Origin of the sequence: Bradyrhizobium sp. YCK136, assembly GCF_044570075.1 — a bacterium.
Taxonomy (GTDB): domain Bacteria; phylum Pseudomonadota; class Alphaproteobacteria; order Rhizobiales; family Xanthobacteraceae; genus Bradyrhizobium; species Bradyrhizobium diazoefficiens.
The window spans coordinates 6,760,889-6,779,380 of the sequence record NZ_CP172424.1; the positions used below are offsets into that span (position 1 = coordinate 6,760,889).

The window sequence follows — 18,492 nt, forward strand, 5'->3', positions numbered from 1 at the left end:
GCATCTCCTATTCGGCGGCCTGCGCCTGAGCGCCATAGGCCTCGGAAATCATGTAGCCGGACAGCACGCCGTAGGCGTCGGTCCAGGCCGTGGCGAGTTCGGGCGTCCAAGCCTCGCCGAGACCCTTCTCCAGGGTCCACAGCAAGGTCGCGCCGACCACGGGATAGTGCTCGGCCTTGGCGCCGTAGGCGACGTGACGCTTGGCGAGCGCCGACGCCGCGGGAAGAATCGAGTCCAGGTTCGACAGGCCGCCGACGACGGCGGCGAGCATGCCCATCAGCTTCTTGCGCTGCTCGGTCATGTCCTCGGGAAACATCGCGCGTACGGACGGCGCCACCTCGAACAGGCGATCGTAGAACAGCACCGCGGCGGTCTCCGAAATCGGCGCTACCTTGGCGAAGCTCTGCTGGATGAGGGTAATCTGTTCGGGCGTCATGATGTTCTCCTGTCTGTTTCGGTCTGCCTTTGTCCGCGTCGTTGCGAACAAGGTTCATGGGTCAAACGTCATCAGAGAGTCTTCTCCCCGCGTACGGGGAGAAGCGAGATTCGTACCAAGTCTCTAAACGCGAGCTTCGGCGAGGCTTGGCGCGCCTTCACGCTGCGGGCTGCGACGCAGGTAGAACCACCAGGTCAGGCCGAGGCAGGAGGCGTAGAAGGCGAGATAGATCGCGAGCGCAAGCTGCGGCCCGCCGGTCATGGCGATCGACTTGCCGAAACCGCTCGGGATCAGATAGCCGCCGACCGCGCCGACCGCGCCGATGAAGCCAACCGCCGCACCGCTCTCGATGCTCGCCGTCTTCAGGGCGGCTGCGCGCGCCGCATCGCCCTTGCCGCGCACCTTGAACAGGTTCTGCTCGCGGAAGATCGAGGGGATCATGCGGTAGGTCGAACCGTTGCCGATGCCCGTCGTCACGAACAGGATCAGGAACATCGACAGGAAGCCGATGAAATCCTTCTGCCCGACGAAATAGAGCACGCCGACGGTGGCGCCCGCCATCACGATGAAGTTCCAGAAGGTGATGACCGAGCCGCCGATCCTGTCGGCCAGCCAGCCGCCGAACGGGCGCGACAGCGAACCAACGAGAGGCCCGAGGAACGCGATCGCGATCGTCACCGACGGAAACTGCGTCTTGATCAGCAGCGGAAACGCCGCGGAGTAGCCGATGAAGGATCCGAACGTGCCGATATAGAGGTACGCCATGATCCAGGTATGCTTGCGCTTGACCACCGCCAGCTGATTGCTGATCGACGACTTGGCCGTGGTCAGGTTGTTCATGAAGAACACCGCGCCGAACACCGCGATCGCGATCGGCAGCACCCACATCAGGCCGGCGTTCTGAAGGAACACGCCGTCGACGGGGGTTGCTTGGAACAGGTTGATGACGGCGAGCGTCATCAGGATCGGGGTCAGGAGCTGCACGCTGGAGACGCCGATATTGCCGCCGGCCGCGTTGAGGCCCAGCGCCCATCCCTTCATCCTGTCCGGGAAGAAGAAGGAGATGTTTGTCATGCTGGAGGCGAAATTGCCGCCGCCGAGACCGGCAGTCGAGGCGATCAGCAGCATCAGCCAGAACGGCGTGTCGGGCTGGCTGACGAACCAGGCGAGCGACAACGTCGGAATGAACAGGATGGCCGCGCTGAAAATGGTCCAGTTGCGACCGCCGAACGTCGTCACCGCGAATGTATAGGGAAAGCGCATCAACGCGCCGATCAGGCCCGGCACTGCGACGAGCTGGAACAGCTGGTCGGTGGTGTAATGGAAGCCTGCCTGCGGCAGCTTGGTGGTGACGATGCTCCAGATCAGCCAGACCGAGAAGCCGATATGCTCGGCCACGATCGACCAGATCAGGTTGCGTCGCGCGATAGTCTTGCCAGTCGCATTCCAGAACGCCTCATCCTCGGGGCGCCAGTCTGAAATCCAGGTCGGATTCTTCGTCATTGAGTATCCCTTCTAGGCTCACCGCTGCGTCGTTGCAGGCTCTGCCTCCGGCCACGGAGGCGCGCTCCGAGGCTTCACCCCGGTGGCGAGTTCACGATGCTGATTGATGATGTTGAGGGACGTCGTCGTTGGCGTCGCACAAACACGCTTCAATTTCCGTGCCAATTGCGCGCGCTCGGGAAATACAGGGAATTCAGGGGCTTGTTCGAATTGCCCGAAATTTTTGCAGGGCTATTTCGCACGCAAATTTTGCGATTCGCTCAATCCCTGTGCGCCGCACAAGGATTGAGCTTGATGTCTCAAAATTAGGCGAGACACATCACGCGTTAACGCCGCGTTTACGCGGCCTCGACGAAGCGATGACGCTCATAGAGGAATTCGAGCACGCGCTGCCGGCACTTCAGATAGGTGGTGCTGGTGGCGAGCTCGAGCCGCTTGCGGGGACGTGCCAGCGGCACCTCCAGCACCTCACCGATGCGCGCGCTCGGCCCGTTCGTCATCATCACGATACGGTCGGACAGGAGCACGGCCTCGTCGACATCGTGGGTGATCATCAGGATGGTGTTGCCGAGCTTCTGGTGCAGCGCCATCACCGAGTCCTGCAGATGCGCGCGGGTGAGCGCGTCGAGTGCGCCGAACGGCTCATCGAGCAGCAGCACCTTCGGTTCCATCGCCAGCGCCCGCGCGATGCCGACGCGCTGCTTCATGCCGCCGGAGATTTCGGAAGGACGCTTGTCCTTGGCGTGCGCCATCTGCACGAGATTGAGATTGTGCATCACCCAGGCGTCGCGTTCGGCCCGCGTCTTGGCCTTGGCGAAGACCTTGTCGACGCCGAGCCTGACGTTCTCGTAGACCGTGAGCCAGGGCAGCAGGCTGTGGTTCTGGAACACCACGGCGCGGTCGGGTCCCGGCGAGTTGACCTCGCGGTTCTCGAGCAGCACGCCGCCGGTCGAGGCGTTGGTCAGCCCTGCGATGATGTTGAGCAGGGTCGACTTGCCGCAGCCGGAATGGCGGATGATCGAGACGTACTGCCCCTTTTCGATGGTCAGGTTGATGTCCTTCAGGACCTCCGTGGTGGCGGCGCCGCGGGTAAAAATCTTGTCGATGTGGTCGAGCTTCAGATAGGCGGTCATGTGTCCCCCTCCTCAGTTCGTCGCGGTGCCGCGGGTGACGATCTTGCCGAGGCCGGCGATCAGACGATCGAGCACGAAGCCGACGATGCCGACATAGATCAGCGCCAGGATGATCTCGCTAATGTGCGAGGAGTTCCAGGCGTCCCAGATGAAGAAGCCGATGCCGACGCCGCCGATCAGCATTTCGGCGGCGACGATGGCGAGCCACGACAGACCGATGCCGATGCGCAGGCCGGTGAAGATGTAGGGTGCGGCCGCCGGGATCATGATCTTGCCGAAGAACTCCAGCGGATTGAGCTGCACGACGGCCGCGACGTTGCGGTAGTCCTGCGGGATGTTGCGGATGCCGACCGCGGTGTTGATGATGATCGGCCAGATCGAGGTGATGAAGATGACGAAGATCGCCGAGGGCTGGCCGTCACGGAACGCCGCGAGCGAGAGCGGCAGCCAGGCGAGCGGCGGGATGGTGCGCAAGACCTGGAACAGCGGATCGAGCCCGCGCATCGCCCAGACCGACTGGCCGACCAGCACGCCGAGCGCGATGCCGGCGATCGCGGAGAGCGAATAGCCGAAGGCGACGCGCTGAAGGCTGGCGGAGAGATGCCAGAACAGACCCTTGTCGATGCCGCCATGGTCGAAGAACGGATCGAGGATCAGCTCCTTGGTGTCCTTGAATACCCGCGACGGCGGCGGCAGTGCCGAGCCGGCGCGGCGGCAGACCAGCTCCCAGACCAGCGTCAGCAGCGCGATCACGACGAGCGGCGGGATGACGCGCACAGCGGTCTCGCGCGCCATGCGCGCGTAGGCCTCGCTCCGCGGCGGCCGCTTCGGCGTCATCGCGACGACGGGCGCGGCGCTTCCCGCGGGTGTCGCGGTCTCAACCTCAATCTTCGTGGCAGGCATGTTCATCGCTATCTCTCTCCGGCTCCGGGACGATGCGGCCGCCTCGCGGCGGCCGCAGGGCTCCATCAGACTTCGACGCGCTTGATCGCGAGCGACTTGAGATAGGCCGCCGGATTTTCGGGATCGAATACCTTGCCGTCGAAGAAGGTCTCCTTGCCGCGCGAGGTGGAGGCCGGGATGTCGGAGCTGGCGACGCCGAGCGTCTTGGCCGCGTCCTTCCAGAGGTCCTCGCGGTTGACCTTGGCGATCAGGGCCTTGCTGTCGAAGCCGGCTTCGTATTTGCCCCAGCGGATGTCCTCGGTCATGAACCAGAGATCATGGCTCTGGAACGGATAGGAGGCATGATCACGCCAGTACTTCATGATGTGCGGCGAGTTCTCGACCACCTTGCCGGCGTTGCCGTAGTCGAACTTGCCCTTGGCGCGATCGGCGATGTCCTCGACCGGGCAGTTGATCCACTGCCGCTTGCCCATGATGGTGGCGAGCTCTTCCTTGTTCTCCATCTTGTCGGCCCATTGCTGGGCCTCCATCACCGCCATCAGGATCGCCTTGGCCGCCTTCGGATTCTTGTCGACCCAGGCCGCGCGCATGCCGAGCGACTTTTCCGGATGCTTGCTCCAGATCTCGCCGGTGTTGACGGCCGTGTAGCCGATGCCCTGGTGGACCAGCTGCCCGGGCCAGGGCTCACCGACGCAGAAGGCGTCCATGGTGCCGACCTTCATGTTGGCCACCATCTGCGGCGGCGGCACAGTGATGGTCTCGACGTCCTTGTCAGGATCGATCCCGCCGGCCGCGAGCCAGTAGCGGACCCAGAGATCGTGCGTGCCGCCGGGGAAGGTCATCGCGACCTTGGCGGACTTGCCTTCGGCCTTCTTCTTCTCGAACGCCGCCTTCAACACTGACGCATCGGCGCCGACCTTGAGGTCGGCATATTCCTTGGCGACGGAGATGCACTGCGCATCGAGATTGAGCCGCGCCAGGATGTACATCGGCGTCGGCTGGTTGTTCTGCGTCACCTTGCCGGCCGAGATCAGGTACGGCATCGGGGTGAGGATATGCGCGCCGTCGATGCCGTTGCCTTCCGAGCCGAGCACGAGGTTGTCGCGCGTGGTGCCCCAGGAGGCCTGCTTCTGCACGTCGACATCGGGCATGCCGTATTTGGCGAACAGGCCCTTGTCCTTGGCGACGAGGAGCGGACCGGCATCGCTCAGCGCGATGAAGCCGAGCTTGGCGCCCTTGACCTCGGGGCCGGCGTCCTGCGCGAACGCACCGGCGGGGAAATTGAGCTTGGCGGCGGCAAGAAGGGCAGCGGTGCTGCCCGTGGCCTTCAACAATTGACGGCGGCTGAGGCCAGTATCCGAAGGCCGGCGAATGCGCTTGGTCATAGGCGGTGTCGTCCTTTTGCGTCGTTGCGAATGATTGCGTCAGTGCGCACGAGCAGCCCGTCCGTCCGTGACGCCAGAAAAAGGCGCATGCGAACGCACGACGGGGAGACCCCCGTTCGGGTGGCGTCAGCAAATCGGATGAGAAGTCTCGCGGGACGGCTTCAATGGCGTCGGCTTGGAACTATTCAAGCTTCATGCCAAGCGCCGCACCTCATAAACATCTAAAAATTCAATACGTTAGATGCACCGCGCCAGTCTGTCGCAGCCTTGCTGCGCACGCGAAATTTGCGGACTGCTCATTTCTTGTGCGCCGCACAAATCTTATGCAGCCGCCTAAGCAAAAGGCCGCAGAGCCGGCAAAAGCCGGGTCGAGGCGCGTACCATCCAATTGAAATCGCTTACCTTTTCTATCGCGCCCAAGCGGCACGCGACTTGCATTTCCATTGTCGTCAACGAAGACTGCGGCTTGCCGCATTGTTGCAGCCTCTGGCGGCTGCAAACCGGAAGCTCAACTGCTTCGCGGCCCTTCTCGGCTCAGTCCTCGTGACGCGATTCCCAAGGCTTCCAGACCTCCATAGCCCTCGTGCGCGGCAGAACCGTCCGCACGGCCCAAGATGTTCAGCCGCGCTCTCTTTGGGGGCGTGTCGATCTCACTTACGAAGCAAAAGGAACTATTGATGTCGTATCTCGCGCCTTCGGAATTCGTCACCAAGATGGTGGATGCGGGCGAGTCCAAGATCTTCATGTCCACCCGGGATACCATCATCCGGGCCTATATGGCCGGCGCCATCCTCGCGCTGGCGGCCTGGTTTGCCGTCACCATCAACGTGAACACCGGCCAGCCGCTGGTCGGGGCGCTGCTGTTCCCGGTCGGCTTCGTCATGCTGTACCTGCTCGGCTTCGACCTGCTGACCGGTGTGTTCGTGCTCTCGCCGCTCGCCCTCATCGACAAGCGCCCGGGCGTCACCTTTGGCGGCGTGCTGCGCAACTGGGGCCTCGTCTTCGTCGGCAATTTCGCCGGCGCCTTCACCGTGGCCTTCATGATGGCCTTCGTCACGACCTTCGGCTTCACGCAAGACCCCGACAAGATAGGCACGGCCATCGGCAATATCGGCGAGGGCCGAACGCTCGGCTATGCCGCGCATGGCGCGGCCGGCATGGCGACATTGTTCCTGCGCGGCATGCTCTGCAACTGGATGGTCTCGACCGGCGTCGTCGGCGCCATGATCTCGACCTCGGTGCCCGGCAAGGTCATCGCGATGTGGATGCCGATCCTGGTGTTCTTCTACATGGTGTTCGAGCACTCCGTCGTGAACATGTTCCTGTTCCCGTCGGGCCTGATGCTGCACGCGAAGTTCTCGATCATGGACTATCTGATCTGGAACGAGATCCCGACCGTGCTCGGCAACCTCGTGGGCGGCCTCGCCTTCACCGGCATGACGCTCTACGCCACGCACGTCATGACCCAGCCGAAGCGCCAGGCCGGCAAGACCACGCCGTCCCGCGTCGCGGCCTGATCAAACAACGTCTCGACAGGGGAGCCTCGCCCGAGCAGGGTGAGGCTCTCCTTTGCCGGTGATGACGATGACCCGCGGACTCCTGATTTCGATCGGCCAGCACTCCGACAGGGGTCGCAAGCCCGTCAACCAGGATTTTCACGGCATCCTGATTCCGGAGGAGCCGCTGCTCAGCCTGAAGGGCATCGCGGCGGTTCTCGCCGACGGCATCTCCAGCAGCACGGTGAGCCAGATCGCCAGCGAGTCGGCGGTCAAGAGCTTCCTGATGGACTATTACTGCACGTCGGAATCCTGGACGGTGAAGACCTCCGCCCGCCGCGTGCTGGACGCAACCAATTCCTGGCTGCACGCGCAGACGCGCAAGAGCCAATATGCCTATGACCGCGACAAGGGCTATGTCTGCACCCTCAGCGCCATGGTCATCAAGGCGACCACCGCGCACATCTTCCATGTCGGCGACTGCCGCATCTACCGCGTCGCCGGCAAGGCGCTCGAGCAGCTGACCGACGATCACCGCATCATCGTGTCGTCGGAGCAGACCTATCTCGGCCGCGCGCTCGGCATCAACCCGCAGCTCGAGATCGACTACCAGACGGTCGAGATCGAGGCGGGCGACACCTTCATCCTCGCAACCGACGGCGCCTACGAATTCGTCGACCAGCGTTTCATCACGAGCGCTATCGCCGAGCATGCAGCCGAGCTCGACGGGGCCGCGAAGGCGATCGTCGACAAAGCGTACCGGCGCGGCAGCGACGACAACATCACCGTCCAGATCCTCCGCGTTGACGCAGTGCCGCAGCGCGACTCGGCCGGCATCTTCAATCAGACCTTCGAACTGCCGCTTCCTGCGCTGCCCGAGCCACGGGCGATGTTCGACGGTTACAGGATCGTCCGGGAGATACACGGCAGCAGCCGCAGTCACATCTACCTTGCCGTCGATGCGGAGACCGAGGGGCCGGTCGCGCTCAAGCTGCCGTCGATCGACCTGCGCGACAATGCCGCCTATCTCAAGCGCTTCCTGATGGAGGAGTGGATCGCACGCCGCATCGACAGCCCGCACGTGCTCAAACCGCTGTCACAGTCGCGGCGGCGCAGCTACCTCTATGTCGCGACCGAGTTCATCGAGGGCCAGACCCTGAGGCAGTGGATGCTGGACAACCCGCGTCCCGATCTGGAGACGGTCCGCGGAATCGTCGAGCAGATCGCCACGGGGCTTCGCGCCTTCCACCGCATGGAGATGCTGCACCAGGACCTCAGGCCCGACAATGTCCTGATCGACAAGACCGGCACTGCGAAGATCATCGACTTCGGATCGGTCAGGGTCGCCGGCGTCGCCGAGGCGGCGCCGAAATCGGCGGACGAGGAAATTCTCGGCACGGTCCAGTACACGGCCCCGGAATATTTCCTCGGCGAGGGGGGATCGCCGCGGTCCGACATGTTTTCGCTGGCCGCCATTTGCTACCATATGCTCACCGGACATCTCCCCTACGGCGCCCAGCTCGCCAAGATCAGGGGACGATCGGACGCGTGGAAGTTGAGATATCGCCCGGCCATCGATGCCGAGCGGGGCATCCCGGGCTGGATCGACGGCGCGCTCAGGAAGGCGCTGCATCCCGATCCCTACAAGCGCCACGAGGACCTCTCCGAATTCGTCTTCGAACTCAGGAATCCCAACCCGGCCTATCTCGCCACGCGGACCACGCCGCTTCTGGAGCGCAACCCGCTGCTGTTCTGGAAGCTGACCACGGCGATCCTGGCCTGCGCGGTCATCACGCTGCTCGCGGTGCTTCGGCTGCGATAGCCGGACAAGGTCGGTTCAGGCCGGCTCCGCCGCCTTCACCCCCAGCGGCTTCGGCGCCATGCCGCCGCCGGGCTTGAGGTGGAATTCGTAGGTCATCAGATGCCACTGCCCGCTCGCCTTGGTGCCGTCGGGCATCTCGATGTCGTTGCGCGGCTCGACCTTGGCGACGAGATCATCCTTGACGCCGAACACCACGTCGGAATCGAGATATTTGTCGCCGTCCATGAAGACATGCGTGATCAGCGGCTCATAGCCCTTCGCGTTGACGAGGAAGTGCACATGCGCCGGGCGCATCGGATGGCGGTTGGTCTGCACGATCATCTCGCCGACGGGGCCATCGGTCGGGATCGGGTAGCTGCACGGCAAAATGGTGCGGAAGAAGAAGCGGCCGTCGCTGTCCGTGATGAAACGCGCCCGCGCCGAGGCGCCGACCTCGTCATAGTTCGGCTTCTGTGAATCGTAGAAGCCGTCGTCGTCGGCATGCCAGACGTCGACGGGAACGCCCGCCAGCGGCTTGCCCTTGAGGTCGGTGACGCGGCTCTGCACGAACATCCGCTCGCCGGTTTGATTGTTCGGCGAGATGTCGGTGCCGTGCGCGGTCACCTTGTGCTCGCCGACATAGAACGGGCCGAGCACCGTGGTCTGGGTGGCGCCCTCGCGATCCCTGTGGTTGACCGCGTCCACCAGCATGGAGACGCCGAGCACGTCGGACAGCAGGATGAATTCCTGGCGGGTGTCGGTGCATTTATGACCGGTGCGGGTCAGGAAATCGATGGCGTATTCCCATTCCTCGAAGGTGAGACCGGTCTTGCTCACGTAATCGTGCAGCGACTTCACCAGTTCCTGGAGCAGGAATTTCGCCCGCGGGTTCGGCGTCTTGTCGAAGCTTTCGACCACGGCTGCGGTGAGTTCGGTCTCGTTGAACTGGGTCATGGTGCGTTGCCTTGCATTTTTCTCGTTGGCCCGGGCGGGCTCCCTGGAAGCGTTCCAGGCCGGACACTACACCACCCGGCCGGCCCGCGTTAAGCGCAACCGGCTTGGAATGGGGCTGCCATTTGGCTATCACCTTGTCGAGAAACTGCCCCGGAGGAACTGATGCTCGCCCCCACCCCCGCCTCGCCCGAATCCGTCGGCATGTCCAAGGCCGCGCTCGACCGCGTCGATGCGCACCTGAAGAACCGGTACATCGATGCCGGCCGCTTCCCGGGCACCCAGCTTCTGGTTTACCGCCGCGGCAAGATCGCGCACAGCTCGGTCCAGGGCCTGGCCGATGTCGAGCGCAAGGTGCCGGTCAAGGACGACACCATCTACCGCATCTATTCCATGACCAAGCCGCTCACCAGCGTCGCTTTCATGATGCTGGTCGAGGAAGGCCTCGTCGCGATCGACGAGCCCGTCGCGAAATACATTCCGGAATGGAAGGATCTCGGCGTGTTCGTCGCCGGCACCGCGCCGGCCTTCCTGACCCGGCCGCCGTCCCGGCCGATGCTGATCGTCGACCTGCTGCGCCACACCTCCGGGCTGACTTACGGCTTCCAGCAGCGCTCCAATGTCGATGCCGCCTATCGCGCCGAGAAGATCGGCGAGGTCGAGAAGTCGGGCACGCTCCAGACCATGATCGAGGCGCTCGCGAAGATCCCGCTGGAGTTCTCGCCGGGCGAGGCCTGGAACTACTCGGTCGCGACCGACGTGCTCGGCTACCTCGTCGGCAAGATTTCCGGCATGCCGTTAGAGCAGTTCCTGAAAGCACGCATTCTCGATCCGCTCGGCATGACCGACACCGATTTCCACGTGCCGGCCTCGAAGGCCCATCGCTTCGCTGCCTGCTATTCGGCGGACCCGGGCGGCGGCATGACCTTCCATGCCGGCCAGCGCCGCGAGGGCCTGACGCTCCAGGACGATCCGGCGACGAGTTCGTTCCTGTCCCCGCCCTCCTTCATATCCGGCGGCGGCGGCCTGTGCTCGACGGCCGCGGACTATCTCACCTTCTGCCGCGCGCTGCTCAACGGCGGCGAGCTCGGCGGCGTCAGGCTGATCGGGCCGAAGACGCTGGCACTGATGACGACCAACCACATTCCGGGCGGCCGCTTCCTCCCCGAGGTATCGCGCTCGCTGTTCTCGGAAGCCACCTATAACGGCATCGGCTTCGGCCTCGGCTTTGCCGTGACGATGCGCCCGGCCGAGACGCTGATCGCCGGCAGCCCCGGCGAATACAATTGGGGCGGCGCGGCGACGACCTCATTCTGGATCGACCCGGCCGAGGAATTGATCACCATCTTCATGACGCAGGTGCTGCCGTCGAGCGCCTACCCGCTCCGGCGCGAGCTGCGCAGCATGGTGTATGCCGCGATCACCGAGAGCAATCTGTAACCGCTTGAATCGATTCCGCGGCCGTCGGCCGCGGAATCTCAATATCAGACGCTCATTTGAGCATCTCCGGCACGATCAGGCGCGGCAGGAACAGCGACACGCACCGCCGTTTGTCATCCTCCTCAGTTTGACGTGCAGACCTTGACGGTCTTCATGCCGCTCTCGGCTTCGGTGCGCGACTTGTAGATCGTGCCCGACGGACTGACGACGGTCATCGACGTGTCCGTGGGCTTCTTGTCGACAACGGTGCACTTCTTCGTCTTGACGTCCTGGACGACGTAGAACTCGTCGGCCGCGAACGCCGGCAGGGACAATGCAGCAACCATCAATGCTGCAGTTGCGATCTTCAGCTTCATTTTATCCTCCTCCAATCGCCGGACGTTTCCGCCCGGCCGATTCTTGAACGGGAACAAATGGCAATTTGTTCCTAAGCAAGAGGAACGCCGTCCGCAGTGGGATGTTGACGCCGCACTTATTCCAACGAGGAGAACAAGATGAAGAAGCTGTTTCTGCTTTCCGCCGCGGCGGTGATGATCTCGACTGGCGCGTTCGCGCAGTCCACCGTGGTGACGACCACCGGAACCGGGCACGCGGCCGCTGTTCAGATCGAGCCGGAATACCGAACTAGGATCAAATCCTACATCACCGAACATCGCGTTCGCCCCGTGACGACGAAGGAGAAGATCATCGTCGGCGCGACGGTGCCGAGCGATGTCGAGCTCGAGGCGGTTCCTGCCGACTGGGGGCCCGCACTCACCAAGTACCGCTACGTCTATTCCGGCGAGCGCGTGATGTTGGTGGATCCGGGCTCCCGGACGGTCGTCCAGGAAATCGACTGACAAGACGTGATGGAGGGGGCCGCATCAAGGACGGCCTCCTCCCGGAGTTGACGATGACGTCGCATCGAGAGGCCCGGATCGCCGGTGTCAGCCTGGCGGCCATCTGCGCCATCTGCCTGTTGCTGGCCGCAATCGGCATGAGCTGACCGGCAGACACCTGCGACCGCGCTGCAAAGATTCCGTCTGGTCTGCTCGCTGAATGCAAAAATCATGGCGCGACGCACGTCCTGACCGTATGGTCTGACAAAATCATAATCCGGCGCCGTCGCGCTGGAATCGGGACGCCCACGTTTGTCCAGGTTCACCCTTCCGGTCCGGCTCGCTCTCCTGGTCACGGGGACGATGTTGCCGCTGATCGTCTTCGCCGTTGGCATTGCCGTCTACAACTACAAGCAGGACCGCAGCGACGCGACGCGCCGCGTGCTGGAGAACGTGCGCAGCATGCGCCTGGTAATGGATTCCGAGGTGCAGCGGATGACCGGCGGCTTGCAGGTGCTCGCACTGACGAACTCGCTGCGCAACGACGACTTCCCGAACTTTCGCCGCATCGCGCTCGGCTTCCTCGACCAGTATGGCAAGGGCGGCCTGGTGCTGATCTCCGACCGCAAGGGCCGGCTGCTGTTCTCCTCGGCGACGGAGGACACCGCGAGCCTGCCGCCGCGCGGCAATCTGGAGATCGTCGAGAAGGTGTTTGCGACCAGGGCGCCGCAATATTCCGACCTGTTCACCGGCGCGCTCAACGGGCGGCAGGTTCTCACCGTCGAAGTGCCGGTGTTTCGCAACGGCGAGGTGATCTACGACCTCTGCTTCAGCCCGCCGATCAGCATCTTTCAGGATCTGGTGGAGAAGCAGCGCCCGGACCAGCAATGGACGGTAAGCCTGCTCGATGCCAAGGGCACCGTGTTCGCGCGCGCGCCGAACCCCAGCGAGACATTCGGCAAACGGGCTTCGCCGTCGCTCTACGCCGAGATGTTCCGCAGCGACGAGGCGGCACTTCCGACCGTGTCGCTCGACGGCGTCGCGCTCGCCGCCGCCTACACCCGTTCGCGGCTGACCGGCTGGACCGTGGCTGCCGGCGTCGCCGAGAGTTCGCTGATCGCCCCGCTCTGGCGCAACATCGCCGTCACCAGCCTGATCGGCGGCATCCTGCTGCTCACCGGCCTCACCTTTGCGGTCCGCATGGCGACGACGATCGCACGCGGCGAGATGCTGCACGATCTGCTGATCGAGGAGCTCAACCACCGCGTCAAGAACACGCTGGCCCTGATGCAGGCGATCGCGGTGCAGACCTTCCGCAGCGCGAGCCGCGAGGAGCGCGCCAAGTTCGAGGGCCGCCTCGGCGCGCTCGCCGAGGCGCACAATCTGCTCAGCCAGGAGAAATGGGCCGGCTCGGAACTGAAGGAGGTGATCACGCGCGCGCTCCAGCCGTTCCTGCTCAATACGCCCGAGCGCATCCGGATGGACGGCCCCGCGGTGCCGCTGTCGCCGCGACTTGCCGTGGTGCTGTCGATGATCGTGCACGAGATCGCCACCAACGCCGCGAAATATGGCGCGCTGTCCAACGAGACCGGCCGGGTGACGCTGGACTGGGAAGTCATCGCCGACACACCGAAGCCGCGGCTGCGGCTGATCTGGAGCGAGATAGGCGGACCGCCGGTGACGGCGCCGGTGCGGCGCGGCTTCGGCTCGCGCCTGATCGAACGCAGCGCCCGCGACCAGCTCGGCGGCGAGGCAACCGTCGATTTCCTGCCGCGCGGCGTCGTCTGCACAGTGACCTGCGCGCTGGACGAGGCGCGGTGAATCAACGGGATGGTCATCCCCAATGCCGGATTTGCAGGTTAGAGCGATAGCCATGTGAAGGCCTCGCACCCTTTGTCATAAAACGTCTTTCACAAAATCTCCGTTCAAGACCCAGGCAACTCAGCGCCGCCCGTCGTGCATTTTCGAAAACGCGCGCCTGCCCGGAGCAGGATCGGACAAAGCATGGCCGCTTCAGGAAAGACGCTGGGAGTTTGCGCCGCCTAGAACGTGCGCCGACCCGTACAAATACGGGCACCTGATCCGAAGCTCGATGCGATCAGGAGGAGCCACGCAATGATCGAGAGCAGCACACTCATGCGCAATCCCTCGCACAACGGCGTGCCGTCCGCACCCGGCGCACAGCCGGACGATGGCTCGACCTCCGAACGGCGGGCCGCCGACGCAGAGATGGCGCGGGTGCTCAGGACCGAACCGGCTCGCATGGCATTGGATTCCTCCGGCGCCGGCATCGCCCACTGGAAACATGATCCATTGCACGACGTCGTCGAGCCCATGAGCCACCATGTGATCATGGCGTACAACGGCATGATGCAGCGCATGGAGCGGCGGTCGGGAAAATCGGTTGCGATCGGCACGTTTCGTCCTGGAGTGGTGATCATCATTCCAGAAGGATCGAGCTCCCGATGGGATATTCCGAAGCCTGTCGATGTGGTCCAGCTCTATCTTCCGAATGCAACACTGAAGCGCGTTGCCGACGAAGCCGGGACCGCAAAACCGGCCGACCTGCTGGAGCGGACTGCGCATCCCGATCCCATCACGTCCAGACTGCTCTTGAGTGCAGCGGATGCGCTGGGGGGCAACGGAGCCCTGGATACGTTGTTCCGTCATCAACTGACGGATCTTCTGGCCACCCGCCTGCTGGTTGCCCACACCGGTTCGCCGACCAATTTTCAACAGACCATGGGCGGGCTGTCGCCGAAGGTCCTTCTCCGTGCGATCGAACGGTTGCGCTCGGACAGCGATGCGGACATCTCGCTCGATGCGCTGGCGTCCGATGCCGGCCTCTCGCGCTTTCACTTCTGCCGTGCCTTCAAGGAGAGCACCGGGCTCTCGCCGCATGCCTGGCTGCGCCAGCACAGGCTCGAGCAGGCCATGAACATGCTGCGGGAGAGCGACGAATCGGTCGTCTCGGTTGCCGCAGCGCTTGGCTATTCCTCGCAGACCGCCTTCGCCGCGGCCTTCAAGAAGCTGACGGGTGAAACGCCGAGCGATTGGCGCAGGCGCATGCGTTAGCAGCAATCTCTCGACAGGGACGGCAATCGCTCTGGGGCAGTCGGATATCTGGTTCGCTAAACATCTTGGCATCGCACGACGCGGACGGAGACCAACGATGGACTGGAAACACCTTGCAATCGCACCGCGACGGAAAGCCATCACGTCGGCGCTGCTGTATGGGCTCTCGCTGACCGTACGCTTCACCCAGCCGACAGCCGAAGAAGCGACCTTACAAGCGACGCAAAACGCCAATCCCGCGACGTCAATCCTGATCAATCAGGGTTGGCCCAGAAAACCGATGGTGCCGGCAGCTCTGCGCGGCTGGACATCGGGCCCGAGAAGCTGCCCGGCGGCATGTGATGGCCCTGCGCTGCTGTCCTCACTGCCGAACTGCGCCGCGCCGTAAGGGTCCGGCGGTCTCCGTTTCACCTCGTCGCGTCATCGTCGATCGCACAGGCTCTGCCCACACAAGGCGGCGGCGATGACGCGCGCACGTCCCGAGTACTAACCCCAGGAGTCAACCACATGCGACTGCTCATCATTGGCGCCGGCTTCGCCGGCATGTACGCCGCCCTCTCCTCGGCCCGCCTGCGCGACATCCAGGGCGTTTCGCCTGACGATCTCGAAATCGCCCTGATCGCACCGGAGCCGACGCTGGTGGTCCGCCCGCGGCTCTACGAGCCGAAGCCGGAAACCCTGACGGCACCGCTGCTCGATGTCCTCAGGGCGATCGACGTCGACTACATCCAGGGCAGCGCCGAGACGATCGACACCAAGGCGCGGATGGTGCAGATCGCCACTCCCAGGGGCACGCGCACGACACTGTCCTACGACCGCCTCGTGATCGCCACCGGCAGCCGGCTGTTCCGCCCCAACATTCCCGGCCTTGCCGAGCACGGCTTCAGCGTCGACTCGCTCGATGACGCGATCGCACTCGACAAGCATCTGCACGGTCTGGCCGACCGGCCGGCCGTGAACGGACGCGACACGGTCGTCGTTGCCGGCGGCGGCTTCACCGGCATCGAGGCGGCAACCGAGCTGCCCGCGCGCCTGCGCAACATCTTCGGCAAGGACTCCAGGACGCGCGTCATCATCGTCGAGCGCAACAGCGCGATCGCGCCCGACATGGGCGAAAACCCCCGCCCGCTCATCGAGGATGCGTTGCGAAAGCTCGGCGTCGAGATGCGGCTCGGGGCCGGCGTCGTCTCGCTCGACAAATCCGGCGTGACGCTATCGACCGGCGAACATATCGAAACCGAGACGGTGGTCTGGGCGGCCGGCATCCGCGCCGCGCCATTGACCGCGCAGATTCCAGCCGAGCACGACAATTTCGGCCGCCTGCTGGTGGACCGAGATCTGCGCGTGCCTGTCGTCGCCGGCGTCTTCGCCACCGGCGATGCTGCGCGCGCAGCATGCGACGACGAGGGCAATTACGCGCTGATGTCGTGCCAGCACGCCACGCGCATGGGCGCCTTTGCCGGCAACAACGCCGCCGCCGAGCTGCTGGGCGTTCCGACCAGGCCGTATCACCAGAAGGCCTACGTCACCTGCCTCGATCTCGGCGAAGCCGGCGCGGTGTTCACGCGCGGCTGGGAGCGCAAGGTCGAGCTGGTCGGCGACGTCGCCAAGAAGACCAAGCAGGAGATCAACACCGTCTGGATCTATCCGCCGAAGGCCGAGCGCGCCGCGGCGCTCGCGTCGGCCGATCCGGAGCGCGTGACCAGTCTCTAACTACACGAGGCGATGACGGCCGCGCTCTCCTGGCTACGCGGTCCGCTCAACCAAGACCAGCCAGAACCAGGACCAACCACTTTCCCATGAAACAGGAGACAGACATGAATCTGCACAACACCTCGTACCCCGTGTCATCCGGACCTGAAGAGCTCGTTCCGTCGCGCTACGCGCTGAAGGTCGGCGAGATCGACGTGCTGGTGGTCAGCGACGGCGTGCTGCCGCTGCCAACCACGATGTTGGCGCACAACGCCGCCCCGGCCGAACGTGCGGCCTGGCTGCACGACATGTTCCTGCCGCAGGATGCCTTCGACTGGGCGCTGAATGCGGTCATGGTGCGCAGCGGCGGCAAGACCATCCTGATCGACGCTGGACTGGGGTCCGACCCAAACTTGCACCTGCCGCGGGCCGGACAGTTGATCAAGCGACTGGAGGCTGCCGGCATCGATCTGTCGTCCGTGACCGATCTGGTGCTGACCCATCTGCACATGGACCACATCGGCGGGCTGCTCGTCGACGGGGTGAAAAAGCGATTGCGCAAGGACCTTCGGATCCACGTGGCCGCCGCCGAGGTCAAATTCTGGGAGTCGCCCGATTTCTCGCAGACCGCCATGCCGCAGGGATTCCCGGACGCGCTTCGCGCGACCGCCAAGCGGTTCGTGAGCGAGTACGGCAGTCAGTTGCGGCAGTTCGATGAGACCCACGAGATTGCGCCCGGCGTCATCGCCCGTCGCACCGGCGGTCACACCCCCGGACACAGCGTGGTGCGCGTAGCGTCCGGCGGCGATGCGCTGACATTCGCCGGCGACGCCGTGTTTGCGGTCGGGTTCGAACAGCCCGACTGGCACAACGGCTTCGAGCACGATCCCGAGGAGGCCGCGCGCGTTCGTGTCCGTCTCTTGCGAGAGCTTGCCGAGACCGGCGAGATGCTGGTGGCCACTCACCTGCCGTTCCCGTCCATCGGCCGGGTGGCGATCGACGGCGACGCCTTCCGTTTTGTGCCGGCCTTCTGGGACTACTGACCGCCTGTTGAGTTAGGCCGAACGGGGCGCGTGCTCATGACGTTAGTGAGTACGCGCCCTGAATTCAATCAGCCCGGTATGGCCCCCGTCCACCGACCCGGATATAGCGAGAAGTACCGATGAACTATGTGCTTGGAGCATCGCAAGGATGACCTGTGCAAGTCCCGAACTCATTATCTTCGATTCGGACGGTGTCCTGGTCGATAGTGAGATCATTGCTCTGACCGTGCTGGTCCGGACAGCATCTGAGGAAGGCGTGTCGATCAGCATGGAAGACGCGATACGTTCGTTCCGAGGGGTGAAGATGACGGATTGCGTGCGCGAAATCGAGCGCCGGTTAGGCCGCAGTGTCCGAGACACTTTCGTCGCCGACGTTCGGCAAGCAACCGCGCTGGCTTTTGATGCCGAACTGAGGCCTGTCGAGGGAATCCATGCAGCGTTGGCTGCAATCACTGCTCCGGTTTGCGTGGCGTCTAACGGACCCATGTCGAAACTCACGCATGCACTCGGATTGACGAGCCTGCTGGGGCACTTCGAAGGACGCATATTCAGTGCGTACGAGGTTGGTTCGTGGAAGCCGGACCCCGGCCTGTTTCTGCATGCTGCGCAGACGTTGGGCGCTCACCCCTCACGTTGCATCGTTGTTGAGGACTCGTTATCCGGGATTTGCGCAGCAAAGGCCGCAGGAATGAGGGTCCTCGGCTTTACCGGAGGTGATCCGGAAATTGAGCAAGAGTTAGCAGCTGTCTGCGACGACCTCTTTCATCGCATGAGCGACCTTCCGGCTTTGCTGAGCATGGAATGATTGCAGCACTC

The 18,492-nt window shown here is 63.9% G+C and carries 17 protein-coding genes; 10 read left to right on the forward strand and 7 right to left on the reverse strand.

The genetic code is table 11. From position 1 onward, the window contains the following. Nucleotides 1-7 precede the first annotated feature (7 nt). From ACFLEY_RS32540 to ACFLEY_RS32560, 5 genes are all read right to left on the reverse strand, one after another. Complete coding sequence (locus ACFLEY_RS32540; RefSeq protein WP_011085591.1) at nucleotides 8-436, reverse strand: globin family protein; 429 nt, start codon at nucleotides 434-436, stop codon at nucleotides 8-10. Between the two features lie 123 nt (nucleotides 437-559). Then, a complete protein-coding gene (locus ACFLEY_RS32545) occupies nucleotides 560-1,939 on the reverse strand; it encodes an MFS transporter (RefSeq protein ID WP_011085590.1) in 1,380 nt (459 codons plus the stop codon). Between the two features lie 338 nt (nucleotides 1,940-2,277). Continuing rightward, nucleotides 2,278-3,072, reverse strand: a complete 795-nt coding sequence (locus tag ACFLEY_RS32550; protein ID WP_060911019.1) for an ABC transporter ATP-binding protein — start codon at nucleotides 3,070-3,072, stop codon at nucleotides 2,278-2,280. Between the two features lie 12 nt (nucleotides 3,073-3,084). Then, on the reverse strand, nucleotides 3,085-3,981 hold the full coding sequence (gene ntrB, locus ACFLEY_RS32555; protein WP_060911018.1) for a nitrate ABC transporter permease: 897 nt from the start codon (nucleotides 3,979-3,981) through the stop codon (nucleotides 3,085-3,087). 59 nt (nucleotides 3,982-4,040) lie between these two features. Next, the gene (locus ACFLEY_RS32560) at nucleotides 4,041-5,360 is read right to left on the reverse strand and encodes a CmpA/NrtA family ABC transporter substrate-binding protein (protein WP_060911017.1); all 1,320 of its coding nucleotides are present in this window, start codon (nucleotides 5,358-5,360) and stop codon (nucleotides 4,041-4,043) included. A 677-nt stretch (nucleotides 5,361-6,037) separates the two neighbouring features. Between ACFLEY_RS32560 and ACFLEY_RS32565 the strand changes: the two genes are divergently transcribed. Continuing rightward, nucleotides 6,038-6,877, forward strand: coding sequence for a formate/nitrite transporter family protein (locus tag ACFLEY_RS32565; RefSeq protein ID WP_028174787.1), 840 nt, complete (start codon nucleotides 6,038-6,040; stop codon nucleotides 6,875-6,877). 61 nt (nucleotides 6,878-6,938) lie between these two features. Further along, the gene (locus ACFLEY_RS32570) at nucleotides 6,939-8,678 is read left to right on the forward strand and encodes a bifunctional protein-serine/threonine kinase/phosphatase (RefSeq protein WP_060911016.1); all 1,740 of its coding nucleotides are present in this window, start codon (nucleotides 6,939-6,941) and stop codon (nucleotides 8,676-8,678) included. A 15-nt stretch (nucleotides 8,679-8,693) separates the two neighbouring features. Here the strand turns inward: ACFLEY_RS32570 and ACFLEY_RS32575 are convergent, their stop codons facing one another. Further along, the gene (locus ACFLEY_RS32575; protein WP_060911015.1) at nucleotides 8,694-9,611 is read right to left on the reverse strand and encodes an intradiol ring-cleavage dioxygenase; all 918 of its coding nucleotides are present in this window, start codon (nucleotides 9,609-9,611) and stop codon (nucleotides 8,694-8,696) included. 162 nt (nucleotides 9,612-9,773) lie between these two features. Here ACFLEY_RS32575 and ACFLEY_RS32580 point away from each other — a divergent pair, with 162 nt between their 5' ends. Then, entirely contained in the window at nucleotides 9,774-11,048 is a 1,275-nt protein-coding gene (locus ACFLEY_RS32580; protein ID WP_060911014.1) for a serine hydrolase, read from the forward strand. Between the two features lie 122 nt (nucleotides 11,049-11,170). On the opposite strand, the gene ACFLEY_RS32585 is transcribed toward ACFLEY_RS32580, so the two are convergent. Then, nucleotides 11,171-11,404 carry a hypothetical protein gene (locus tag ACFLEY_RS32585; protein WP_011085581.1) on the reverse strand — a complete coding sequence of 78 codons (234 nt, stop codon included), beginning with the start codon at nucleotides 11,402-11,404 and terminating at the stop codon, nucleotides 11,171-11,173. A gap of 138 nt (nucleotides 11,405-11,542) precedes the next feature. Here ACFLEY_RS32585 and ACFLEY_RS32590 point away from each other — a divergent pair, with 138 nt between their 5' ends. From ACFLEY_RS32590 to ACFLEY_RS32620, 7 genes are all read left to right on the forward strand, one after another. Continuing rightward, nucleotides 11,543-11,887: a DUF1236 domain-containing protein gene (locus ACFLEY_RS32590; RefSeq protein WP_011085580.1), complete on the forward strand. Its 345-nt coding sequence runs from the start codon at nucleotides 11,543-11,545 to the stop codon at nucleotides 11,885-11,887. A 342-nt stretch (nucleotides 11,888-12,229) separates the two neighbouring features. Further along, on the forward strand, nucleotides 12,230-13,687 hold the full coding sequence (locus ACFLEY_RS32595; RefSeq protein ID WP_060911013.1) for a sensor histidine kinase: 1,458 nt from the start codon (nucleotides 12,230-12,232) through the stop codon (nucleotides 13,685-13,687). A 294-nt stretch (nucleotides 13,688-13,981) separates the two neighbouring features. Next, nucleotides 13,982-14,941, forward strand: a complete 960-nt coding sequence (locus tag ACFLEY_RS32600; protein ID WP_370165409.1) for an AraC family transcriptional regulator — start codon at nucleotides 13,982-13,984, stop codon at nucleotides 14,939-14,941. Nucleotides 14,942-15,038: 97 nt separating this feature from the next. Then, nucleotides 15,039-15,329: a hypothetical protein gene (locus ACFLEY_RS32605; RefSeq protein ID WP_162494074.1), complete on the forward strand. Its 291-nt coding sequence runs from the start codon at nucleotides 15,039-15,041 to the stop codon at nucleotides 15,327-15,329. A gap of 119 nt (nucleotides 15,330-15,448) precedes the next feature. Further along, complete coding sequence (locus tag ACFLEY_RS32610; RefSeq protein WP_011085576.1) at nucleotides 15,449-16,654, forward strand: NAD(P)/FAD-dependent oxidoreductase; 1,206 nt, start codon at nucleotides 15,449-15,451, stop codon at nucleotides 16,652-16,654. Between the two features lie 104 nt (nucleotides 16,655-16,758). After that, a complete protein-coding gene (locus ACFLEY_RS32615; RefSeq protein ID WP_028174779.1) occupies nucleotides 16,759-17,676 on the forward strand; it encodes an MBL fold metallo-hydrolase in 918 nt (305 codons plus the stop codon). 148 nt (nucleotides 17,677-17,824) lie between these two features. Next, nucleotides 17,825-18,481, forward strand: coding sequence for an HAD family hydrolase (locus ACFLEY_RS32620; protein WP_060911012.1), 657 nt, complete (start codon nucleotides 17,825-17,827; stop codon nucleotides 18,479-18,481). Nucleotides 18,482-18,492 lie beyond the last annotated feature (11 nt).